The 19,550-nt window shown below is 70.6% G+C and carries 26 protein-coding genes and 1 pseudogene; 12 read left to right on the top strand and 15 right to left on the bottom strand.

Annotated features, from left to right (window positions below; all coding sequences use genetic code 11):
• Nucleotides 1-2 precede the first annotated feature (2 nt).
• The 4 genes from ACLJQM_RS14210 to ACLJQM_RS14195 form a co-directional block, all read right to left on the bottom strand.
• Nucleotides 3-836, bottom strand: coding sequence for an ABC transporter permease (locus ACLJQM_RS14210; protein ID WP_410631582.1), 834 nt, complete (start codon nucleotides 834-836; stop codon nucleotides 3-5).
• Nucleotides 833-1,771: an ABC transporter ATP-binding protein gene (locus ACLJQM_RS14205; RefSeq protein ID WP_410631581.1), complete on the bottom strand. Its 939-nt coding sequence runs from the start codon at nucleotides 1,769-1,771 to the stop codon at nucleotides 833-835. Before ACLJQM_RS14205 ends, ACLJQM_RS14210 begins: the two co-directional genes overlap by 4 nt.
• A gap of 129 nt (nucleotides 1,772-1,900) precedes the next feature.
• Nucleotides 1,901-2,371, bottom strand: a complete 471-nt coding sequence (locus ACLJQM_RS14200) for an undecaprenyl diphosphate synthase family protein (RefSeq protein WP_410631580.1) — start codon at nucleotides 2,369-2,371, stop codon at nucleotides 1,901-1,903.
• On the bottom strand, nucleotides 2,368-2,679 hold the full coding sequence (locus ACLJQM_RS14195; RefSeq protein ID WP_410631579.1) for a PadR family transcriptional regulator: 312 nt from the start codon (nucleotides 2,677-2,679) through the stop codon (nucleotides 2,368-2,370). The genes ACLJQM_RS14200 and ACLJQM_RS14195 overlap by 4 nt, the downstream gene beginning before the upstream one ends.
• A gap of 197 nt (nucleotides 2,680-2,876) precedes the next feature.
• On the opposite strand from ACLJQM_RS14195, the gene ACLJQM_RS14190 reads away from it, so the two are divergent.
• Nucleotides 2,877-3,680: a maleylpyruvate isomerase family mycothiol-dependent enzyme gene (locus ACLJQM_RS14190; protein WP_410631578.1), complete on the top strand. Its 804-nt coding sequence runs from the start codon at nucleotides 2,877-2,879 to the stop codon at nucleotides 3,678-3,680.
• A gap of 322 nt (nucleotides 3,681-4,002) precedes the next feature.
• Here ACLJQM_RS14190 and ACLJQM_RS14185 read toward each other — a convergent pair.
• The 4 genes and pseudogenes from ACLJQM_RS14185 to ACLJQM_RS14170 all read right to left on the bottom strand — a co-directional run.
• Nucleotides 4,003-4,421: pseudogene (locus ACLJQM_RS14185) on the bottom strand (pyridoxal-dependent decarboxylase); the annotation flags it as partial.
• A 13-nt stretch (nucleotides 4,422-4,434) separates the two neighbouring features.
• Nucleotides 4,435-5,304, bottom strand: coding sequence for a class II glutamine amidotransferase (locus ACLJQM_RS14180; protein WP_410631577.1), 870 nt, complete (start codon nucleotides 5,302-5,304; stop codon nucleotides 4,435-4,437).
• 70 nt (nucleotides 5,305-5,374) lie between these two features.
• The gene (locus tag ACLJQM_RS14175) at nucleotides 5,375-5,659 is read right to left on the bottom strand and encodes a YrhK family protein (protein ID WP_410631576.1); all 285 of its coding nucleotides are present in this window, start codon (nucleotides 5,657-5,659) and stop codon (nucleotides 5,375-5,377) included.
• Between the two features lie 531 nt (nucleotides 5,660-6,190).
• Nucleotides 6,191-6,472: a hypothetical protein gene (locus ACLJQM_RS14170; protein ID WP_410631575.1), complete on the bottom strand. Its 282-nt coding sequence runs from the start codon at nucleotides 6,470-6,472 to the stop codon at nucleotides 6,191-6,193.
• 244 nt (nucleotides 6,473-6,716) lie between these two features.
• On the opposite strand from ACLJQM_RS14170, the gene ACLJQM_RS14165 reads away from it, so the two are divergent.
• The 5 genes from ACLJQM_RS14165 to ACLJQM_RS14145 all read left to right on the top strand — a co-directional run bounded on the left by ACLJQM_RS14165 (nucleotide 6,717) and on the right by ACLJQM_RS14145 (nucleotide 9,339).
• A complete protein-coding gene (locus tag ACLJQM_RS14165; protein ID WP_410631574.1) occupies nucleotides 6,717-6,902 on the top strand; it encodes a hypothetical protein in 186 nt (61 codons plus the stop codon).
• A gap of 113 nt (nucleotides 6,903-7,015) precedes the next feature.
• A complete protein-coding gene (locus ACLJQM_RS14160) occupies nucleotides 7,016-7,474 on the top strand; it encodes a hypothetical protein (RefSeq protein ID WP_410631573.1) in 459 nt (152 codons plus the stop codon).
• Complete coding sequence (locus ACLJQM_RS14155) at nucleotides 7,471-8,697, top strand: NRAMP family divalent metal transporter (protein ID WP_410631572.1); 1,227 nt, start codon at nucleotides 7,471-7,473, stop codon at nucleotides 8,695-8,697. Before ACLJQM_RS14160 ends, ACLJQM_RS14155 begins: the two co-directional genes overlap by 4 nt.
• Nucleotides 8,694-9,086, top strand: coding sequence for a hypothetical protein (locus tag ACLJQM_RS14150; RefSeq protein WP_410631571.1), 393 nt, complete (start codon nucleotides 8,694-8,696; stop codon nucleotides 9,084-9,086). Before ACLJQM_RS14155 ends, ACLJQM_RS14150 begins: the two co-directional genes overlap by 4 nt.
• On the top strand, nucleotides 9,073-9,339 hold the full coding sequence (locus ACLJQM_RS14145) for a PRC-barrel domain-containing protein (RefSeq protein ID WP_410631570.1): 267 nt from the start codon (nucleotides 9,073-9,075) through the stop codon (nucleotides 9,337-9,339). The genes ACLJQM_RS14150 and ACLJQM_RS14145 overlap by 14 nt, the downstream gene beginning before the upstream one ends.
• A 144-nt stretch (nucleotides 9,340-9,483) precedes the next feature.
• Here ACLJQM_RS14145 and ACLJQM_RS14140 read toward each other — a convergent pair whose 3' ends face one another.
• Together ACLJQM_RS14140 and ACLJQM_RS14135 are read right to left on the bottom strand one after the other, a co-directional pair.
• Nucleotides 9,484-10,089, bottom strand: coding sequence for a phosphatase PAP2 family protein (locus ACLJQM_RS14140; protein WP_410631569.1), 606 nt, complete (start codon nucleotides 10,087-10,089; stop codon nucleotides 9,484-9,486).
• Between the two features lie 42 nt (nucleotides 10,090-10,131).
• Nucleotides 10,132-10,764: a DedA family protein gene (locus ACLJQM_RS14135; protein ID WP_410631814.1), complete on the bottom strand. Its 633-nt coding sequence runs from the start codon at nucleotides 10,762-10,764 to the stop codon at nucleotides 10,132-10,134.
• A 130-nt stretch (nucleotides 10,765-10,894) separates the two neighbouring features.
• On the opposite strand from ACLJQM_RS14135, the gene ACLJQM_RS14130 reads away from it, so the two are divergent.
• Together ACLJQM_RS14130 and ACLJQM_RS14125 are read left to right on the top strand one after the other, a co-directional pair.
• On the top strand, nucleotides 10,895-11,272 hold the full coding sequence (locus ACLJQM_RS14130; RefSeq protein ID WP_410631568.1) for a BlaI/MecI/CopY family transcriptional regulator: 378 nt from the start codon (nucleotides 10,895-10,897) through the stop codon (nucleotides 11,270-11,272).
• Nucleotides 11,273-11,277: 5 nt separating this feature from the next.
• Nucleotides 11,278-12,204 carry a M56 family metallopeptidase gene (locus ACLJQM_RS14125; protein WP_410631567.1) on the top strand — a complete coding sequence of 309 codons (927 nt, stop codon included), beginning with the start codon at nucleotides 11,278-11,280 and terminating at the stop codon, nucleotides 12,202-12,204.
• Nucleotides 12,205-12,329: 125 nt separating this feature from the next.
• On the opposite strand, the gene ACLJQM_RS14120 is transcribed toward ACLJQM_RS14125, so the two are convergent.
• The 5 genes from ACLJQM_RS14120 to ACLJQM_RS14100 all read right to left on the bottom strand — a co-directional run bounded on the left by ACLJQM_RS14120 (nucleotide 12,330) and on the right by ACLJQM_RS14100 (nucleotide 15,858).
• Complete coding sequence (locus ACLJQM_RS14120; protein WP_410631566.1) at nucleotides 12,330-12,488, bottom strand: hypothetical protein; 159 nt, start codon at nucleotides 12,486-12,488, stop codon at nucleotides 12,330-12,332.
• Nucleotides 12,489-12,594: 106 nt separating this feature from the next.
• A complete protein-coding gene (locus tag ACLJQM_RS14115; protein WP_410631565.1) occupies nucleotides 12,595-13,548 on the bottom strand; it encodes an amidohydrolase family protein in 954 nt (317 codons plus the stop codon).
• Nucleotides 13,545-14,594 carry an amidohydrolase family protein gene (locus tag ACLJQM_RS14110; protein ID WP_410631564.1) on the bottom strand — a complete coding sequence of 350 codons (1,050 nt, stop codon included), beginning with the start codon at nucleotides 14,592-14,594 and terminating at the stop codon, nucleotides 13,545-13,547. Before ACLJQM_RS14110 ends, ACLJQM_RS14115 begins: the two co-directional genes overlap by 4 nt.
• The gene (locus ACLJQM_RS14105; RefSeq protein WP_410631563.1) at nucleotides 14,591-15,172 is read right to left on the bottom strand and encodes a nuclear transport factor 2 family protein; all 582 of its coding nucleotides are present in this window, start codon (nucleotides 15,170-15,172) and stop codon (nucleotides 14,591-14,593) included. Before ACLJQM_RS14105 ends, ACLJQM_RS14110 begins: the two co-directional genes overlap by 4 nt.
• Entirely contained in the window at nucleotides 15,169-15,858 is a 690-nt protein-coding gene (locus ACLJQM_RS14100) for a GntR family transcriptional regulator (protein ID WP_410631562.1), read from the bottom strand. The genes ACLJQM_RS14105 and ACLJQM_RS14100 overlap by 4 nt, the downstream gene beginning before the upstream one ends.
• A 161-nt stretch (nucleotides 15,859-16,019) precedes the next feature.
• On the opposite strand from ACLJQM_RS14100, the gene ACLJQM_RS14095 reads away from it, so the two are divergent.
• From ACLJQM_RS14095 to ACLJQM_RS14080, 4 genes are read left to right on the top strand one after another with little or no spacing between them, the layout of a single operon-like run.
• A complete protein-coding gene (locus ACLJQM_RS14095; RefSeq protein WP_410631561.1) occupies nucleotides 16,020-16,862 on the top strand; it encodes a fumarylacetoacetate hydrolase family protein in 843 nt (280 codons plus the stop codon).
• Complete coding sequence (locus ACLJQM_RS14090) at nucleotides 16,859-17,392, top strand: flavin reductase family protein (protein WP_410631560.1); 534 nt, start codon at nucleotides 16,859-16,861, stop codon at nucleotides 17,390-17,392. The genes ACLJQM_RS14095 and ACLJQM_RS14090 overlap by 4 nt, the downstream gene beginning before the upstream one ends.
• 24 nt (nucleotides 17,393-17,416) lie before the next feature.
• Nucleotides 17,417-18,613, top strand: a complete 1,197-nt coding sequence (locus ACLJQM_RS14085; RefSeq protein WP_410631559.1) for an acyl-CoA dehydrogenase family protein — start codon at nucleotides 17,417-17,419, stop codon at nucleotides 18,611-18,613.
• Between the two features lie 14 nt (nucleotides 18,614-18,627).
• A complete protein-coding gene (locus ACLJQM_RS14080; protein ID WP_410631558.1) occupies nucleotides 18,628-19,548 on the top strand; it encodes a VOC family protein in 921 nt (306 codons plus the stop codon).
• Nucleotides 19,549-19,550 lie beyond the last annotated feature (2 nt).

Raw genomic sequence — 19,550 nt, 5'->3', positions numbered from 1 at the left:
CGTCAAGCGTCGGAGCGGGCGAGCCGGTAGGCGGCACCACCCAGCAGGAGGACCGTCCAGCCGGCGAAGACCAGCATTCCGGCGGCCGGTGCCAGTGTCGTGGCGTCGTGGGTCAGGGCGAACGTCGCCTGTCCCGCGTTGCTGGGCAGGTACGGGCTGATGCCGCTCTGCCACGACGCCGGGAGCAGGGAGACCAGTCCCGGGATCAGCATCAGCGCGCCGACGAGGACCGAGATGCCACCGGCGACCGAACGCAGGAGCGCGCCGAGCGCGCCCCCGATCACGCCAACCAGGCCCAGGTAGAGCCCGGCGCCCAGCAGGCTGCGCAGCACGCCCGGGTCCGACAGCGACATCGCCGCGGGCGTCCCGGCCACGATGGCGTTGCCGAAGACGAAGGCGAGGAACGCGCCGGCCATGCCGACGAGCAGGGCGACGACGCCGAACACGGCCGACTTGGACCACAGCACCGGCAGCCGGCGCGGGACCCCGGTCAAGGTCGAGCGGATCATGCCGGTGGAGTACTCGCCGGCGGTCACGAGCACGCCGAGCACACCCAGGGCCAGCTGCGCGAAGTTCGTGCCGAACAGCGACAGGCTCAGGGCGGTCGCCTGCGCGAAGTCCGGGTCCAGCGGCTGGCCGGAGCCGATGTTCGACTTGTACCGCGCGGCGGAGATCAGCCCGAACGCGACCAGGAACACCAGGCCGAGGCCCAGGGTGATCCAGGTGGAGCGCAGGGACCAGAGCTTGGTCCACTCCGAGCGCAGGACGTGGCGCCCGGTCACCCGGTAGGCCGGGCGGACGGTGCGGGCCGGGGCTTCCGGGGTCAAGGTGGTCATGCCGCCCTCCCGAGCGCGTCGATGCCGGTGGTGACGCCGTGGTACTCGACGGCGTCGCGGGTCAGGTCCATGAAGGCTTCTTCGAGGGAGACGGTCCGGGCGGACAGCTCGAACAGGGCAATGCCGTGTTCGGCGGCCTTGGTGCCGATGGCGCGCGCCGAGAGGCCCTTCACCTGCAGCTCCTCGGAACCGGTGCGGCCGGTGATCTCGACTCCGGTGCCGGACAGGACCTCGCGCAGGCGCGCCGGGTCCGCGGTGGCCACCTGGACGGTGTCGCCGCCGGCGTCCCGGACGAGGTCGTGCACGGTGGTGTCGGCGAGCAGGCGGCCCCGGCCGACGACGATGAGGTGCTCCGCGACCAGCGCCATCTCACTCATCAGGTGCGACGAGACGAACACGGTGCGGCCGTCGGCCGCCAGGCCGCTGAGCAGGTTCCGGATCCAGAGGACACCTTCAGGGTCCAGGCCGTTGACCGGCTCGTCGAGCATGATCGTGGCCGGGTCGCCGAGCAGGGCAGCGGCGATCCCCAGCCGCTGGCCCATCCCGAGGGAGAAACTCCCCGCGCGCTTCTTCGCCACCGACTGCAGCCCGGTCAGCTCGATCACCTCGTCGACCCGCCGCCGCGGGATGCCGTGGGTCTGGGCCTGGGCGAGCAGGTGGTCGAACGCCGACCGTCCACCGTGGACGGACTTCGCTTCGAGCAGAACCCCGACTTCCTGCAGCGGCGAGGTGTGCTCGGCGTAGCGGCGGCCGTTGACCTTGACCGAGCCGCTGGTCGGCGCGTCCAGCCCGACGATCATCCGCATCGTGGTGGACTTGCCCGCGCCGTTGGGCCCCAGGAACCCGGTGACGGCGCCCGGCCGGACGGTGAAGTCCAGGTGGTCGACGGCCGTCTTTTCCCCGTACCGCTTGGTCAGCTGGTGTGCCTCGATCATCGTTCATCCCCTGGATCCGCGAACCGGTTGCCCCGGCCCGTCCTTCTCAACGGTAGGAAGGGACCCGGGCCGCTTCGTGGTACCGCGGGAGGCAATCCGGCGCGGAGAGTAGTACCACGGTACGACGGCTCACCGCCGGCATTCCCGCCCGGCGTAGCCGTGCAGGGCACGGAGGAAGTCGATCTCGCGGAAGGCCGGCCAGTAGGCGTCGCAGAACTGCAGTTCCGCGTAGGCGCCTTGCCAGAGCAGGAAGTTCGACAGGCACTGCTCGCCGCTCGTGCGGATGATCAGGTCGGGCTCCGGGTGCTCCGGCGTGTACAGGTGCGCGGCGACGTCGTCGACGGTCAGGGTCTCCGCGACCTCGGCGAGCGTGCTGCCGGAAGTCGCGCGCTCGATGAGGAGGTCGCGGAGGCCGTCGACGATCTCCTGGCGGCCGCCGTACCCGATCGCCGGGGTGACGTGGGCGCCGGTCGGGCAGTCCCGCGAGCAGGTTCGGCCACGACCGGGCGCCGCACGCGCCGACGTCTGCCGCCAGATCCGCGCCCCAGCGGTCCCGGAACGCTCGGGGTAGAGCCGGACCAGCCACTGCGCGACGGTCATGCCGGCCGCACGCCGAGCCGCCGGAGACCCGCGTCGGCCACGCGGGCCATGGCCCGTAGCTCACGTTCCAGGACGGCGCAGCCTTGCTCGGTGATCCGTACCGGGCGCTGCCGACCGTCACCGTCGAGTGCTTCGCTCAGCCCCTTCGCCTCCAAGCGGGCGAGCGCGCCGTAGAGACTGCCGGGCCCCAGCCGTTCGCCGGTCAGCTCGTCGATCGCGTACCCGTGGAGCGGGCCGTCGGTCAGTGCGTACAGCGCTAAGATCTGAGCATCATCCGGCAGGCCCCGCCCCTTCGGCCGACCGCACACTTCTACCTTCTACGCGACACGTAGTACCGGCAACGTACCGCTCTCCCAGGAGAAGCGGTTCGCCTAGGGGCATCTCCGCGCAACTTTCTGATGAAGCATGTCGATCCCCGCTACCGTCGTTCGACGCGTAGCCGAGACACCCGCGGAGCGGGACTCAGTAAACGATCACCGGCCAGCCGAAGGTCAAGGAAAACACAATGACTGAACTAAACGCGGAACGTACCCGGCGTGCGATCGTCGAACACACCCGGCGCTTGGCGGAATCAGCCGTCGTGGCCGGACCCGATGCCGCCGTGCCGACAGCCCCGAAGTGGACCATCACCGACCTGGTCGCACACGTCGGCCAAACCCAACACTGGGTCGCGGAGATCATCGAGCAGCGCATCGCCGACCCCACGCAGCTGCCCACGGAAATGGCCGCACCTCCCACCGACCCCCGCGAGTGGCAGGCATGGCTGTCGGAGTCCGCCCAGCGGGTCGCGAACGCGTGCTCCGATGACGCGCTCGAGGCACCGGTGTTCAACGCCGCGGGTGACGAGCGCTCCGGGACCCAGTTCTGGATGTCCAGCATGCTCAACGAAGCGGTCGTCCACGGCTGCGACGCCGCCAAGGCCGCCGACCGCCCGGCGGACGCCGACGCCGACGTCGCCGCTGCGCTCATCTCCAACCACCTCGCGATGCTCACCTCGCCCACATGGAGCATGCAGCGGCCCGAGTCCGCCTACGCCATCCGCGGCACCGGGCAGACCCTGCAGTGGCGGGCCACCGACCTCACGGACGGCGCGGGCGCGTGGTACGTCGAACGGCGGCCGGACGGGGCGACGTGGCAGCCAGGAACCCGCCAGGCCGACGTGACGGTGACCGGCCCGGCACGATCATTGCTGTTGATCTTGACCCGGCGAATTGCCCTCGCCGAAAGCGGAACGGCCGACATCAGCATCGACGGCGACATCGACCTCGTCCAGCACTGGCTCGACAACACCGCTCATTCCAGCGACTGACCGCAACCAGTGCCCTGCACCGGCCACGACGACCACGATCCGGAGGCCCTGCCGGCAGCAGCGGGAGCAGACGAGGGTCGGCAGGAGCGTGACGGAAGTCGCGGCCGAGTTTGCTCGGCGCCACCTGCCACGCCCCCGATCCGCGCACCTGCGGGTACTTGCCGGCCCTGGCCCGTTAGCTGCGCACCGACGGCGACGCGCTCACGGAGCTGGTCGTGTCCGTCGAGGGCGACAGCTTGTGGTTCCGCGAACTCGAGCAGTTCCTCGAGCACTGCTCACCCGCCGCCACAGCCAGCCACCCACGACGGCGGCGGCGGTATTGCCAGCGGCGTTCGAGCGCAACGGCAAGCATGCACGCTTCACTCGACCCAGTGGTGGAGCAGCCGGTCGCGGCGGCGTCTTCGGCGTCCCGGAGGTCGGCGAGCATGCGCACGCACCGCTGCTCCAGGTCGGCGGTGCGGGGGTGCTTCGTCTTCGTCGATCACGTTCTTGGCGAAGCACTCGGCCATCAGGTCGCGGGCTTTCGGTTCCATCCAGGTGGTGACGAAGGTGGCGAGGTTGAGCCGGCGCTGCCGTCGAGCATCAGCTCGTCGTGCACGACCTGGTAGGCGGTGTCGTTGTCGAGTTCGCCGGCCGGGATCCGGTCGCGCGGGACGGCGACGGGTTCGCGGGTGAAGACGGGTTGACCGCGACGCCGGCGCGGCGCTGGTCTTGCGGGTAGGAGGGGTGGCTGAGTGGCATGAGGTGCTCCGGGTTACCGGCCGTGCTGGGATGCTGCGGCGTGGGCGCCGAGGTCGTCGAGGGTGAGCTGGTGCCGTGGCGGTTGCTCGAGGACGGTCCGGCGGGTGACGATCTGGTCGGCGCCGACGTGCAGCAGCTGCCCGGGTTGCAGGTTCTGCCAGCCGGGGTCCTCGTCCATCCGTTCGCTGGCGACGACGACGGCGCGGTGGTGGGCCAGGGGGCCGGACCGGGCGCGGATGCGGCCTGCCGTGCTGGCGTGTTCGAGGTGCCGGTCGCCGTGCGGGCCGCCGGGTTCGCGTTGCAGCACGTACAGGTCGTGGGTGTCCGGGTAGCGCAGCGCCCACAGCTCGGTGGCGGTGGTCAGGATCAGGTTCAGCGCGTAGATCGGCAGGTGCTCGGCGGCCCAGCGAGCGGCGGCGGTGATCCCCGCACCGACGTCACCGCCGCGGGCGTACGTTTCCTTCGTGACTAGCGCGAAGAACCGTTCGGAGTCGGTATCCCCTTCGACGAGTCCCCGCTGGTCGCCGAGCCGTTCTTCAAGTGCCGGGAGGTCGCCGATCACGCCGTTGTGGGCGAAGAGGCGGTCGTGCTGCACGAAGGGGTGGGTGTTGTGGAGTTCGAGACCGCCGGTCGAGGCGTAGCGGATGTGCGCGAGGAAAGTCAGCGACTCGCTTTGTTTGGCTTCGTAGGCGAACTTCTCGTCTTCGTAGGCGGCCAGTGGCTGTTTCCAGACGTGCGACCGGCCCTCGGTGTCGAAGACGCCCAGACCGGTCCCGTCCGGTTCACGACGACTCTGCGCCGCGAGGCTGTCGGGGGCCTCGAGCAACCAGAACGTGGCGTGGACACGTTGCGGTGCGGCGGACAAACCGAACAGACGACACATCTCGACCCCTTCTCGCACAGTGGTGATTTGTCCGCGGGAGCCCGGCATTCGGCGGTTACGCGCAGGCTGATCAGAAGTCCGGCGTCGAGTCGACGGCCCCGTCCTGGCGGATCCGGCGCAGGTGCACGGCGCGGGTGAGGCGGATGATCGGCCGGATCAGCAGCTCGACACTGCCGATCAGGAAGAGCCACGTGCCGGTCGTGACGAGAGATTCGGAGAAAAACAGAAGGCTTCCGGCGACGAACCACAGGGCGATGAGGATGTCGTTGACGATGCTGAGCACCTCGTAGCGCCGCCGGATGACGAGTTCGTCGTGCCCGAATGTCAGAACCAGTTCAGGCTTGGCTTCAGCCATCCCGACCCACCACGCTGGACCTCCCCGCTATCACTTGCAGGGGCTACTACCCGCGAACCTTGCCGAACAAACTCGGCCCCCGGTACGTTCGCTTCGCAAGTTGACTGTCCATCGTGGATTGCGGTGAGGTTTACGCTCCAGAGCACGGATACCGCCGCTGAGCAATCCCACCCTGGGTGCCCCGAAAGCCCGATTCCGCTCCGAGATCACCTTCGCCGGGATTGCCGGTTTGGCGGCGCCGCCCCGAGGCGAAGACCGTGCACGCCGGTCGCGGATCCGCGGGCAGCCCGAACCGCCGCCGCCGGCAGTGAAGCGGGGCTGCCCAGGACCACGTTGCTTGTCCCGGAGGCCTTCGTATTCCACCCCAACGCCCACCCACGTACCCGGCTCCGGCAGGGCCGACAAGGCAAACGAACTCGTCGTCCGGGTCGTACGGTGGCCCCGACCAGAGCGCGGCTCGCTCGGCGTCGCATCCCCGCGCCGGGCGCGGCCCAGCCAGAAGATGCGTCCCTACGGCCGATCCCCGCGTTCTCATCGTCCAGCGGCACGGTGCAGCAGGTCCAGCGCCGCCGACACGACCAGCGGCCTGCCGACCGCGGGCCCGACCGGCCAGTTGCCGCCGACACCGAGCGTGCCGCTCGTCAGCCCCGCCCTCCGAGACGTACTCGGCAGACCGCCGGCCGTGCCGCCCACGCCCGGCACCTCGGCCGGCTCGGCGCCGATGCAGCCGAGCGTCCCGGCTGGGGCGACCCCGTTGACTGGCTGGATCGGCTGCCCGTTCATCCAGATTCGCGACAACCGTTCCGAGCGCATCCATCACGCCCGAAAACTCTTCCTCGGGCGTCGTCGGCACGCCGGTCGCGCCGGGACGACCGGTGCTGGTGTCAGGCCCACCCCCCGGCCTGCGGCCACGCCCGGGCTCGCCGGACCGCCCTGTAGCTCCCCGACCAGCACGGCAGGCCAGCCGAGGACGTTCATCCACCCGGCCCTACAGCGGGATCACAGGCATGGTCCGGACAGCGCGGCGGTGTAGTCGCCGGAGTCGGCGAACACCGCGATGAGACGACCGCAGGTCGACGTGCGGGTCACCGTGGTGAAGCTCGCCACCACGGCCACCACGATCGGTCAGCGCAACGCGGTCACGGTCGCTTCGACCACTCGGTTCTACGAGCGCTTCGCCGACCAGGCCGCGCCGGTCGCCGAACGCTTCGAGTCCACCGGCACCGGCGACCTCCCCGGGTAGCCCGAGCCGGCCGGAACAGCGAGGCCCCTTGGCGCGCTCGCTCAAAGGCGCGCAGTACCCCGCAGCCCGCTCGTCGATCAGCCGAGACGCCCGACCGGCACTACGGTGATCCGATGACGCGCCGAGCGGTGAAAATCGCGGTGGGGAGCGGAGTGGCTGCCCTCGCACTGGCGGCCGTGGTCGTTCCGTCCGTTCTGCCCACATCGTCCGACGACTACCGGAATACAGCGCTCACGACGGTCGAGCAGTCCCTCTCACAGGTTCGCACCACCGAGCTGGTGGTGACCGCCGACATCGACGGGAAGGTGCTCGCGCCATACCGGTCGGCTGTCCTGTGGCAAGCGCGCGATGCCCTGGCCACGGCCGCGGACGATTTCACCGCGAAAGAGATCCCTGATTCCGCGTCGGTCTCACTGCACGACGAGTGCGCGCCGCTGCTGACCGAAGCAGGCGCCGAGATCGCCGCCGTCACCGCCGCGGCCGACACGGGTCAGGACGCCGAGCGCGCCGTGGCCGCGAAACTGCACAAAACCGGCGAACTGCTGGCCGGCTTCCTGGAGCGCCACCGATGAAGAAGATCCTGGCCGTCACCCTCGGGATCCTCACGGCGATCGGCGGCTTCGTCGACATCGGTGACCTCGTCGCGAACTCCCAGACCGGCGCCCGGTTCGGGATGCGCCTGGCGTGGGTCGTCATCGTCGGCATCGTCGGGATCTGCGTGTACGCCGACATGGCCGGCCGGATCGCCGCGGTCAGCGGCCGTCCGGTGTTCGACCTGATCCGCGAGCGCCTCGGACCGCGGATCGCGTTGGTGAACCTGGCCGGCTCCTACCTCGTCACGATGCTGACCCTGGGCGCGGAAATCGGCGGCGTCGCACTCGCCCTGCACTTGGCCACCAGCGTCCACTACCTGCTGTGGGTGCCAGTCGTGGCCGTCGTGCTCTGGGTTGTCCTGTGGCGCACCAAGTTCGAGACCCTCGAGCGGGTGTTCGGCTTGCTCGGCCTGGCGCTGATCGTCTTCGTCGTCGCGCTGGTGACGCTGCCGCTGTCCTGGCCCGAGCTATTGGGCCAGGTCGGCGAAGGGCCGCCGCAGACGGAGAACTGGGCGACCTACGGGTACTTCGCGGTCGCGTTGTTCGCCGCGGCGATGACCCCATACGAGGTGTTCTTCTTCTCCTCCGGAGGCGTCGAGGAAAAGTGGACCCGCAAGGACCTGGGCACGGAACGCATCAACGTGTTCGTCGGGTTCCCGCTCGGCGGCCTGCTCTCGCTGGCGATCATGGCCTGCGCCGCCGTGGTGTTCGAGCCCGCGTCGGTGAAGGTCGACGCGATCACCCAGACCACACTGCCGGTCGGGCTCGCCCTCGGCCAGCTCGGCCTGGCGGTCGTGATCCTGGGCGTGTTCGCCGCGACGTTCGGCGCCGCGCTGGAAACCGGGCTGTCCTCCGGCTACACCGTCGCCCAGTACTTCGGCTGGGAATGGGGCAAGCGCGTCGCCCCGCGGCAAGCGGCCCGGTTCCACACCGTCGTCCTCGCCAGCGTCGTCCTCGGCGCCGCGCTGCTGCTGACGACCATCGACCCGGTCCAGCTCACCGAATACACCCTGCTGCTCTCCGCGGTGGTGCTGCCGCTGACCTACCTGCCGATCCTCGTCGTCGCCAACGACCGCGAGTACCTCGGCGACCAGGTCAACGGCCGGGTCCGCAACATCCTCGGCGTCGGCTACCTGGGCGTCATCCTCGTCGCGGCGATCGCCGCGATTCCTCTGATGATCATCACAGGAGCGGGCCAATGACCACCCCCGACCCGCTGCGGATCGACTTCCACCTCCTCGACCGCCAGATCGTCGACCTCGACGGCGCCAAAGTCGGCAAGGTCGACGACGTCGAGCTCGCCGCAAGCGAAGACGGCCGGGTCCGCGTCGTCGCCTTGCTGGCCGGGCAGGTCGCGCTCGGGCGGCGGATCGGCGGCCGGTTCGGGCACTGGCTCGCCGCGGTCGCAGCGCGGCTGCGCGCCGAAGAAACACCCGCCCCACTGCGAATCCCGTTCGAGCACGTGGCCGAGGTCGGCAGCCACCTCACCCTGTCGCTGCGCGTCGACGTCCTCAGCGAACCCCCACTGGAGACTTGGCTGCGCGACCACCTGATCGGCCGGATCCCAGGAGCCCGCGATGCGCGCAAGTGACCTGCTCGGAACGATCGCCTACGACCCGCAGGGACGGCGGCTCGGCCGCATCGCCGACCTCATCACCAGCGTCGACCCCGACGGCGCCACGGTCATCCGGGCCGTGCTGGTCGCCCCGAAGCGGCGCGTCCGGCTGCTCGGCTACGAGCGCAACGACATGAGCAGGCCGTGGGTCATCGACCGCATCGCCAAGTGGGTGCACCGCGACCTGCGCGAGGTGTCCTGGAACGACGTCCACTTGACGCGTACGTGACCGCGCGTTGACGCTCACGAGGTTCAGCACCCGGCGGACCTGGTGTGGAGCGCGACGGAGGGCGATGATCAACCGGAGCCTCGAGAACGACCAGGACCGCCGCCGCTTTCTCAAAGCCGCCGGAATGACCGGCGTCGGCACCGGTCAGGTCGACGGCACGACAGCCGTCCCGACCAGCGGCCGCAGTCTCCCGGCTCGCATCCGGTCGACCAGCGTGGTCAGCGGTCCGCGCGTGAGCGGACCGAACAACGCCACGACCGCCCCCAACACCGCCGCGGCGAACACGTCATGCACGTAGTGCGCCCCGAGGTACACCCGGGAAAACCCGATCACCAAAGCTATCGCCAATGCAGCGAGCCCGGCGCGGCGACTGACGATGAGCAGAGCAATCGCCGCGGCCACGGCGATCGTCACGTGATTGCTGGGGAACGAGTAGTCGGTCGCGAAGTCGCAAGTGGCAACGGTCGGCACAGTCGGGTACCGGATGCACGGGCGCGGCTCTCGGACGGCGATCTTGACCAGGTTGCTGACGCCGTAGGCGAGGAGGACTGCGGTGGGAACCCACAGCGCGGCCGCCATCCGCGTGACGGCCTGGTGGCGCGCCCGCCACCACAGCACGCCCGCCAGGACGGCCAACAGCAGCAGGCCGGCGTTGGTGAAGATCTGCATGAACCCGTGCAGCCACGGGGTATGCCGGGCGAAGCCGGTCACATCCAGGTACCAGCCGCCGTCGATGGCTCCGCCGTCCACGCCTTCGTTCCCTCCCGATCGAGCTGCAGCACCCTGGCACTTCTACTTGACTGTCGATGAGTTCTTCCGCGACCGGCGCGCCCGTCTCACCTCGAGCGCCAGCGGAACCAGCGAAATCACCACGACGACGGCGATGATCGGCAGCAGGTACTGATCGACCCCGGGGATGCTCGCCCCGAGGAAGTACCCGGCGACGGTGATCCCGGCCGACCACACGACGCCGCCCAGCACCTGCCAGAGCACGAAGATCCTGGCTGGGACAGCCAGTATGCCGGCCAGCGGGTTCAGCACGGTCCGCACCACGGGCACGAACCGCGCCAGCACGATCGCCTTCGGGTAGCCGTAGCGTGCGAGCAACTCCTCGGCACGCTCGACGCCGCGATGCAGCTGCCGGTTGCCGACCTTCGCCAGAGCGGCGCGACCGCCTCGGCGGCCCAGCACGAAGCCCGCCTGCGCACCGGAGAGCGCGCCGGCCACCGCAGCGAGCAGCACGACCGGCAACGACAGGTGCACCACCGCCGTCGCGCTCGTGCTGCAGAACACACCGGCGGTGAACAACAGCGAGTCGCCCGGCAGGAAAAAACCGACGAGCAGGCCGGTCTCGGCGAAGAGCACAACGAACACGCCGACTGCGCCGAGGCTCGAGAGCCACGACGTGGCACTCAACGGGTTCACGCGCGCCACCTCTTCCCACGACGGAACTGTCCATCAATTTACGACAACTATGTAGTAGTTCTACACTACTCGTAGATGCACACGGTGGTGGTGTGGCTCCGAACGTCCAGTTGCTCGGTAGGGTGAAGGCATGCGCAGGCGGCGGGACGAATCCACCCGGCGGGCACGCGGCGAGCTGGAGGCCGAAGTGCTCGCGGTGCTGTGGGCCGCCGACGGCCCGCTCGCACCGGCAGACGTCCAGGCGCGGCTGAGTGGCGACCTGGCCTACACCACCGTCGTGACGATCCTTTCCCGGCTGCACGACAAGGGCATGGCGAGCCGCGAAAAGCTGGGACGTTCGTTCCGCTACCACGCCGTCGACGACGAGCCCGGCTTGGCCGCCCGCCGCATGACGAAGGTCCTCGACGGAGAGCCGGACCGCCACAGCGTGCTCGCCCGATTCGTCTCCACACTGTCCGAAACGGACGAACAGCTGCTTCGGAAACTCCTGCGCGACCACGAGAGCTGACGGCAATGGACCTCGACGCCTGGGTGCCGCTGGTGCTGCCGCTGGCGGCCTGGCCACTGGCCCGCGCCGTCGCCCCGCACCTGCCGCCCCGCGCGGCGAGCTGGCTCCTCACCGGTGGCTGCCTCGTCCTGGCCCTGGCCAGCACGGCCACTCTCGCCTTCCAGGCCGTAGCCGGGCTGGCCCTGCTCCCGCCGATCGCCCGTGCCGGCCACTGGTCACCCGACACCATCCGCAGCCTGGAATCGACCAGCGTCCCCGTGGCGGTCGTCAGTGGAATCCTGCTGCTCGTGCTCTCCGTCACCGGCAGTCTCGCCGTCGACCGCTACGTCCGCTGGCTGCGTGAACTCACCCGGGAACTCGACCGGCACCAGCCGGGACCAGGCGTGGTCGTCCTACCCGAGGACGAGCCGGTCGCGTTCGCCGCGCCCGGCCGCGGCGGCCGGATCGCCGTCTCCCACGGCATGCTCCACGCTCTCGACACCCGCGAACGCGAAGCGCTGCTCGCCCACGAGAAAGCGCATCTGCGGTTGCGCCACCACTACTTCCTCGCCGCCATCTCGATTTCCGGCGTCCTGAACCCGCTGCTGCGTCCGCTCAGCGCGGCGGCCGCATTCGCCTTGGAACGCTGGGCCGACGAAGCGGCCGCCCGCCACGTCGGCGACCGCACCCTCGTCGCGACCGCGGTCGCCAAGGCCGCGCTCGCCGGCCGGCCCCGGCCTGGCTTCGCCCTCGCCGCGACCGGCGGCCCCGTTCCCCGCCGGGTCACCGCGTTGCTCGACACGCCGGCCCGGCAGCTCCCGGCCGCCTTGCTCAGCGGCCTGCTGATCCTCGGTGTCACGGTGTGGTCGGCCGGGACCGCCCTGGACGGCGCCACCGATCTGCACGCCGGCATCGAAACAGCACAAGCCGGCGCCGATCGGCACGCTCACTGAGCAGTCGATCCGGACAGTCGCTACAAGACGCGTCGACCGCAGCACGTCCTGTACGGGCGGCGAGTCCAGTCATGGTGACGGTAGTACCGATACCGGCCTCGATGTCCTGGGCCGGCGGCCGGATCTCAGCCGCGCAAGGCCGCCGGGATCACCACCCTGGATCGCTTCGCGCCGGCTCGCGTCCCGTCAGGCTGCCAGAAGGTCGCGGGCGCGAGCAGCGCCTGCACGACGTCGGCCGCGGTGGACACCTTCGAGTCCGAGCTCTCGTTCGCGATGGTCGGCACGCGAACGATGGTCCGGGCGACGATTCATGCTCGTGGTGGCTTCACCCAGGATCACCGGGGACGACCGGACTCGTGGTCAACCCCGTCGCTGTCTTCTGAGCGCAGCTCACGTGCCAAGGTGGTCCAACCGGGTGAACAGGCGCGCGCAGTTGCGGGTGGTGAGGTCTCGCCAGGTGGTGTCCGGTGGCTGCGCGGCCGCGTCGATCCCGGCCAGCTGGGCGTCGACCGCGGCCGGCGGGGTCCAGCAGTAATCGCTGCCGTACAGCAGCCGTTCCGCGCCGAAAGCTCGCTCGAACGCCGGGACCTGGTTGGGGAACGGTGTCCCCGCGATGTCGAACCACAGGTCCCCGATTTGCTCCAGGACCGCTGGTCCGCCGGCTTCGCCGGCAGCCGTGCGGAACAGCTCGAGGCGGTCGGCCAGCAACGGCAGCACGCCGCCGCCGTGGGTGAAGATCCAGGGGATGCCCGGGTACCGGGTCAGGGTTCCGCTGAAGACCAGATCGCTGACGGCACGGCCGGTGTCGTAGAGGAACTCCAGCATCGGACGCGGCCGGCCGAGCGCGATCACCTCCGCGTGCGGCGGTGACGTCGGGTGCACGAACACCGGCGTCCGGCGGTGCTCCAGCTCCGTCCAAAGTGGCGCGAAGGCCGGGTCTCCGAGGTAGCGGCCGCCGGCGTTGGTCTCGATCGTCACGCCGTCGCAACCGAGCTCGTCGACCGCGTGGGCCAGCTCGGCGAGGGCACCGTCCACATCGGGCAGTGGCAGCGACGCGAAGTGCCCGAACCGGTCCGGGTGCGCCCGGCGGATCTCGGCGCCGGCGTGGTTGACTTGCCGCGCCAGCTTTCGCGCCGCGGCGTCGTCGCCGAAGTGGGTGCCCGGCGAGGAGATCGACAGCAATGCGACCGCGACTCCCCAGCGGTCCATCAGTTCCAGGTGCCGGGCCGCGTCCCAGGTGGGCCAGCCGGGCATGCCGTCCGGCGAGCCGTGCCCGGCCTCGATCGCGGCTTCGACGTACTCCGGGGTGAGGAAGTGCGCGTGGACGTCGACGAGCCCGCTCACGCCACCACTTCCCCGGCCGCCCAGATCCGGCGGAGGTTGGCGGTCGCCGTGATGTCCCGGGTCGGGTCGCCGTCGACGAGCACCAGGTCCGCGCGCAGCCCTTCGCGCACGGCGCCGCGGTCCGGGAAGCCGAAGTACCGCGCGGGCAGCTCGGTCGCCGCACGCAAAGCGTCTACTTCGGACAACCCCGCCGCAACCAGCAAGGCCAGTTCGTGGTGCAGGCTCGCCCCCTGGGCGACCGGCACGGGGAGCATCGGCGCGGAGAACGCGTCGGTGCCTGCGAGGACCGGCACGCCGGCCGCGTGCAGGGCCGCGACCGAGTCACGGCTGGCCGCGTAGTCGTCGCCGGCCGGACGCAGGCCGGTGGTCACCGCCTCCATCATCGCCAGCGTGGGCACGGCGATCTGCCCCTGCTCGGCCATCCGGGACGCGGTCTCGGCGTCGAGGACGCCGTCGCGCGGGACGTGGGTGATCACGTCCGCCCCCGCCCGGACCGCGCGGTGATAGGCGTCGACCGACGAGGCGTGGGCGACGGTCAGCTTCCCGTGTGCCTTGCCTTCGGCGATCACGGCGTCGATCGTGGCCTGGTCGAGCAGGTCGCCTTCGATGACGACCTTGATGTAGTCGGAACCCTCGGCCACGCGGCGAGCGACGAAGCCCGCGGCCTGGCTTGGCGCGATGAGGATCGCTTCCTCGGGCATACCCGGCATCTTCGCGTGGTTGCCGCCGGGCCCGATGGCCGGCAGGCCCGCGCTGCGGACGTCGGGCACCCGGCCGCGGAAGGAGTCGACGCGTTCGCGGGGCCAGCACGCCATGTCGAGCGCCGTGGTGACGCCGTGGGCGGCCAGGGCGCGCAGGTCGTCCGGGGTGAGCAGGTGAACGTGGGCGTCGAACAGCCCCGGCAGCAAGGTGGCCCCGGTGCAGTCGACGGCGTCCGCGCCGCTCGTGTCGGAGCCAATCACCGGGCCGTCGATGACCACGGTGGTGGGTTCGGTCAGGCGGGTGCCGTCGAAGACGCGGACGCCGGTCAGTGCGGTCTTGGTCATGATGCCTTTCCGGGAAGCCAGGCGAAGTGGGAATCGTAGAGGGCGGCAACCTCGCCGGGGCGGTCGTCGCCGTAAAGGTCGTCGGGCACCGGGTACCCGCGGCGGCCGAGCACATGCGCCAGGAACCGGTAGGACGGGCGAAGTCCCTCGAACGAGGCCGGCGGCACCGAGGCCCCGGGCAGCACGGGCGCGAGAACGTCACGTTCGTAGACCGGGTCCAAAGACGCGATCAGCCATCGTCCATTCCGGACTTCGGCTCGGTAGAGCAGCCGGGTGTAAGACGTGAGGTCGACCTCGACGCCGTCGAGCACGGTCCGCACGTCGATGGCCGCGGGCACCTCGGCGATCGCGCGCTGCCCGTCGACGTCCACGACGGGCGGACCGAGCCGGTGGCGGGCGACGTCGCCGCGGCCGGTCATCTCCCGCGACCGGGCGACGAACTCCTCGCCGCTGCCGCGGAACCAGCTCAGCCGCACCGTCGAATCCGGCGCGTAGCACGCCTGCATCCGGTCCCACCAGCCGCGGTCGCGCCCCTGCCGTTCGCGTACGACCAGCTCGCCGACTTCAGCTGCCGTCACGAGGCGGGCTCGGCGGCGAGACTCGACTCCATCAGGATCTCTCTGGTGCGGTTGACGTGCGCCTCGAACCGGGTGGCGGCCAGGTCGGCGTCGTGTGCCAGCGCGGCGTCGACGAGCGCTTGGTGCTCGCCCGCGACGTCGCGATGCCGTTCCTCGCCACCGGGGCCGGACCACGCGCGGTACAGCTCGGCCGCGTCGGACAGCCGGGTGCAGATGTCAAGCAGTACGACGTTGCCGCAGGCCTTGATCAGGGTGTGGTGGAACTCCAGGTGCGCGCGGGCCCACTCCTCGTTGCGCCGGATCGGCGGCCCGGGCAGGATCATCGGCTGCCCGGCGAGCCGGTGGTGCGCGGCCAAGACCTCCGACTCCCAGGTGACGCCACCGCGTTCGACCGACAGCCGCAGCGCCCAGCCTTCGTTGACGACGCGGGCTTCGGTCAGGTCCGTGAGCGCCTGCAAGGACAACGGGGTGACCCGGAACCCGCGGTTGCGGTCGACCTGCACGAGGTCCTTGGCGGCGAGCAGGCCGAGGGCCTCCCGCACGACGCTGAGGCTGACGTCGAACTCCGCACTGAGATCGGCGGGCTTGACCCGCGCGCCCGGGACCAGTTCTCCGTTGAGGATCGCCGAACGCAGCCGGTTGTGGACCGACACGGCCAGGCTCTCGCCACCCGCTCTCTTAGCCATGCCCCACGGTAACACACTCTCGTCATAAGAATCGATTCTTGTCTTGACAGTCGTAGATTGTGCGCAGAGCATGAATCGACCGACGCATCCCGCCACCCCGAGACCCGGGCTCACGACCGAGCGGAACGCGGCGTCGGGCTCATCGACCGAAAGGCAGCTCGATGCGGATCGCCAACCTCGCCGGCCGGCTCGTCCTCCTCACCGGGGACGGGGCCGTCGACGTCGAGCGCGCCAGTGCGCAGCGCTTCTCCGCCGACCCCCACGCCGTCTACGCCCGCTGGGACGAGTTCACCGAATGGGCGGCCGGTCGCCCGGCCACCGGAGCCGAAGCGTTCGACGAGGCCGCGCTGCGGGCGCCGTCGCCGACGCCGTCGCAGGTCTTCGGCGTCGGGCTGAACTACCGCGACCACGCGGCCGAGTCCGGGCTCGGCCTGCCGGACTCCCCCGCCGTGTTCACGAAGTTCCCCAGCTGCCTGACCGGCCCGGCCGGCGAGATCGCACTCACCGGGTCCACAGTGGACTGGGAGGTCGAGCTCGTCGCCGTCATCGGCCGCGAAGCGCGCAACGTCGCTGCCGAACACGGCTGGGACCACATCGCCGGGCTGACCATCGGCCAGGACCTCTCCGACCGGACGGTCCAGCTGGCCGGCCCGGCCCCGCAGTTCAGCCTCGGCAAGTCCGCGCCCGGCTTCGGACCCACCGGGCCGTGGCTGGTCACCCCGGACGAGTTCGCCGACCGCGACAACCTGGAGCTGAGCTGCGCGGTCAACGGCGAGTCCGTCCAGAAGGGCCGCACCAGCGACCTGATCTTCTCCGTGCCCGAGATCGTCGCGCGGCTCTCGGCGATCCTGCCGTTGCGGCCCGGCGACGTGATCTTCACCGGCACCCCCTCGGGTGTCGGCATGGCCCGCTCCCCGCAGCGGTTCCTCACTGCCGGCGACGAGCTCGTCACCACGATCGAGGGCATCGGCACGATGCGCCACCGGTTCACGGAGCCGGCATGACCACCGTGGACGGACACCGGTTCCGCGCGGTGATGGCCGCGGTCTGCGCACCGGTCACGGTGGTCACCACGAGCGGCGCCGACGGCCGCCCGCACGGCGCGACGGTCAGCTCGTTCACCTCGCTGTCGCTCGACCCGCCGCTGGTCAGCGTCGCGTTCGACCGGCGCTCGGCCCTGCTGGCCGAGATCCGAGATGCGGGCCGGTTCGGCGTGAACCTGCTCGGCCAGGGTCAGGACGACCTCGCCGTCCGGTTCGCGACCCGCGGCGCCGACCGCTTCGGCGGCGACACGGCGTGGTTCACCGACGACCGCCTGCCCCGGCTGCGCGACGCCGCCGGCTGGGTGGCCTGCGACCTCGACCGCGTCGTCGAAGCCGGCGACCACCTTCTGCTGTTCGGCCTGGTCACCGACCTCGGCCGGACCGACCTGCCGCCGCTCGTCTACGCCCACCGCACGTTCGGCACGCACTCCCGCTTCGCCGAGCGGCCGCGTCCGCCCATCACCGACCAGATCGCCGCCTGCGCCCGCTGACCCGCCCGGAAGGACAACGACGTCATGACCCTCGCGACCGAGCAACCGACGCTCACCACCGAACAGATCCTCGCCCGCATCGCGGACATCCAGCCGTTGCTGGAAAAAAACGCGGTCCAAGGCGAAGCCGACCGACGAGTCGTCGAAGAGAGCATCCAGGCCCTGACCGACGTCGGCGCGTTCAAGATCGCGCAGCCCCGTCGTTACGGCGGCTACGGCCTTCCGGTGCGCGCCATGCTCGACGTCTCCTCCGCCGTCGCCGAAGCCGACGGCGGCACCGCCTGGGTCGTCGCGCTGAGCAACGTCTGCGCGTGGCTGGCCGGGCTCTTCAGCGTCCAGGCCCAGGACGACATCTGGGGCGCGAACCCCGACGCGAAGGTCTCCGGCGTGCTGGCCACGACCGCCGAGACGACCAAAGTGGACGGCGGCTGGCGTGTCACCGGGCGCTGGTACTACAACTCCGGCTCTTGGCACGCCGACTGGGCGGGCCTCGGCATCCCGCTGACCGACGATCGCGGCGAGGTCGTCGACCAGGGCATGGCCCTGCTACCCCGCACCGACCTCGGCTTCGAAGACACCTGGTTCGTCGCCGGAATGCGCTCGTCGGGCTCCAACTGCCTGATCGCCGACGACGTCTTCGTGCCCGAGCACCGCGTGATGTCGGTGCCGCCGGCCATCGGCGGGAAGTACGCCGTCGAGGAGCCCGAAGAGGACCTCTACCGGGCCGCACTCGTGCCCGTGCTGACCCTGGTGCTCGCCGGGCCCCAGCTCGGCCTCGGCCGCAAGGCCCTGCGGCTCGTGCGGGACAAGGCTGCCCGCAAGGGCATCTCCTACACCGGCTACACCACGCAAGCCGACTCCGTCGCCTTCCAGCTCCAGCTGGCCGAGGCCGCGATGCGGATCGACACCGCTCACCTGCACGCCTACCGCGCCGCCGACGACATCGACTCCGCCGCCGCGAACGGCACCTACCCCGAGGTCCCGCTGCGCGCGCGGACCCGCGCCGACACCGGCTGGGCCGTCGAGAACATCACCCGCGCGATCGACATCCTGCTCTCCGCACACGGCGCGGGCAGCTTCGCCGACGTCAACCCGCTGCAGCGGATCTGGCGCGACTCCGCCGTGGCCGCCCGGCACGCCATCGTGCTGCCCACCGTCAACTACGAGATCTACGGCAAAGCGCTGCTCGGGCGCGACGACCAGATCACCCCGCTCATCTGACCCGGAGGACAGCCATGAGCTTGCACCGCCTCACCAAGATCGCCATCGGCGTCCCGGACGTCGACGAAACCGCCAAGTACTACACCGAATTCGGCCTCACGCCGACAGCGTCGGGCTTCGCCACCGCCGACGGTGGCGAACAGCTCGAACTCCGGCAGACCCCGCAGCGCCGGCTGCTCACCCTCGGCATCGGCGCCGACGACCCCGACGACCTCGGCCGCATCACCGCGTCGCTGGCCCGCCTCGACGTCGAAAGCCGCATCGACGGCGATTCCCTGCACACCAAGGACCCGGTGACCGGGCTCGACGTCGTCGTGTCGGTCGCACCCCGCCTGCGGCAGGAGGCGCCGGAACCCGTGGCCTACAACGGTCCGGGCTCGGTGACGCGCGCGAACGTCCGCGCGCCGGGCATCGACCGCGAGTCCGCGGTGCGGCCGCGCAAGCTAGGTCACGTCGTGTTCGGCTCCACCGACCAGGCCGCGACGCAACGGTTCTTCACCGAGGGTCTCGGTTTCAAGGTCAGCGACGAAGCCCCGGGCTTCGCCTCGTTCATGCGCTGCTCGACCGACCACCACAACGTGCTGGTGCAGCAGGCCCCGGTGAGTTTCCTGCACCACACGTCGTGGGAGGTCGACGACGTCGACGAGGTCGGCCGCGGCGCCACCGCGATGCTCCAGGGCCACCCGGAACGCCACACGTGGGGCCTGGGCCGGCACTACATCGGCTCGAACTTCTTCTGGTACCTGCGCGACCCCGCCGGGAACTTCTCCGAGTACTACTCCGACATCGACTGCATCCTCGAAGACCAGCTCTGGGAACCCCGCGTCGTCGCCGGCGAGAAAAGCCTCTACGCCTGGGGCCCGCCACCCCCGCCGTCGTTCCTCGCCCCCGAGGACCTCGCGGAACTCATGACCGACGCCCACGACGGAGCGTGACA

Origin of the sequence: Amycolatopsis sp. cmx-4-83, assembly GCF_046548815.1 — a bacterium.
Lineage (GTDB): Bacteria > Actinomycetota > Actinomycetes > Mycobacteriales > Pseudonocardiaceae > Amycolatopsis > Amycolatopsis pretoriensis_A.
This window is presented reverse-complemented; position numbering and strand designations above follow the sequence as displayed.

Excerpts from the sequence above, each read along its gene's own strand:
- ACLJQM_RS14145 (WP_410631570.1), top strand. The coding sequence starts at position 9,073 with ATGCGCGCAAGTGACCTGCTCGGAACGATCGCCTACGACCCGCAGGGA.
- ACLJQM_RS14165 (WP_410631574.1), top strand. The coding sequence starts at position 6,717 with ATGAGACGACCGCAGGTCGACGTGCGGGTCACCGTGGTGAAGCTCGCC.
- ACLJQM_RS14110 (WP_410631564.1), bottom strand. The coding sequence starts at position 14,594 with ATGACCAAGACCGCACTGACCGGCGTCCGCGTCTTCGACGGCACCCGC.
- ACLJQM_RS14130 (WP_410631568.1), top strand. The coding sequence starts at position 10,895 with ATGCGCAGGCGGCGGGACGAATCCACCCGGCGGGCACGCGGCGAGCTG.
- ACLJQM_RS14125 (WP_410631567.1), top strand. The coding sequence starts at position 11,278 with ATGGACCTCGACGCCTGGGTGCCGCTGGTGCTGCCGCTGGCGGCCTGG.
- ACLJQM_RS14095 (WP_410631561.1), top strand. The coding sequence starts at position 16,020 with ATGCGGATCGCCAACCTCGCCGGCCGGCTCGTCCTCCTCACCGGGGAC.
- ACLJQM_RS14180 (WP_410631577.1), bottom strand. The coding sequence starts at position 5,304 with ATGTGTCGTCTGTTCGGTTTGTCCGCCGCACCGCAACGTGTCCACGCC.
- ACLJQM_RS14200 (WP_410631580.1), bottom strand. The coding sequence starts at position 2,371 with ATGACCGTCGCGCAGTGGCTGGTCCGGCTCTACCCCGAGCGTTCCGGG.
- ACLJQM_RS14090 (WP_410631560.1), top strand. The coding sequence starts at position 16,859 with ATGACCACCGTGGACGGACACCGGTTCCGCGCGGTGATGGCCGCGGTC.
- ACLJQM_RS14080 (WP_410631558.1), top strand. The coding sequence starts at position 18,628 with ATGAGCTTGCACCGCCTCACCAAGATCGCCATCGGCGTCCCGGACGTC.
- ACLJQM_RS14100 (WP_410631562.1), bottom strand. The coding sequence starts at position 15,858 with ATGGCTAAGAGAGCGGGTGGCGAGAGCCTGGCCGTGTCGGTCCACAAC.
- ACLJQM_RS14190 (WP_410631578.1), top strand. The coding sequence starts at position 2,877 with ATGACTGAACTAAACGCGGAACGTACCCGGCGTGCGATCGTCGAACAC.
- ACLJQM_RS14170 (WP_410631575.1), bottom strand. The coding sequence starts at position 6,472 with ATGCGCTCGGAACGGTTGTCGCGAATCTGGATGAACGGGCAGCCGATC.
- ACLJQM_RS14160 (WP_410631573.1), top strand. The coding sequence starts at position 7,016 with ATGACGCGCCGAGCGGTGAAAATCGCGGTGGGGAGCGGAGTGGCTGCC.
- ACLJQM_RS14175 (WP_410631576.1), bottom strand. The coding sequence starts at position 5,659 with ATGGCTGAAGCCAAGCCTGAACTGGTTCTGACATTCGGGCACGACGAA.
- ACLJQM_RS14205 (WP_410631581.1), bottom strand. The coding sequence starts at position 1,771 with ATGATCGAGGCACACCAGCTGACCAAGCGGTACGGGGAAAAGACGGCC.
- ACLJQM_RS14210 (WP_410631582.1), bottom strand. The coding sequence starts at position 836 with ATGACCACCTTGACCCCGGAAGCCCCGGCCCGCACCGTCCGCCCGGCC.
- ACLJQM_RS14155 (WP_410631572.1), top strand. The coding sequence starts at position 7,471 with ATGAAGAAGATCCTGGCCGTCACCCTCGGGATCCTCACGGCGATCGGC.
- ACLJQM_RS14150 (WP_410631571.1), top strand. The coding sequence starts at position 8,694 with ATGACCACCCCCGACCCGCTGCGGATCGACTTCCACCTCCTCGACCGC.
- ACLJQM_RS14085 (WP_410631559.1), top strand. The coding sequence starts at position 17,417 with ATGACCCTCGCGACCGAGCAACCGACGCTCACCACCGAACAGATCCTC.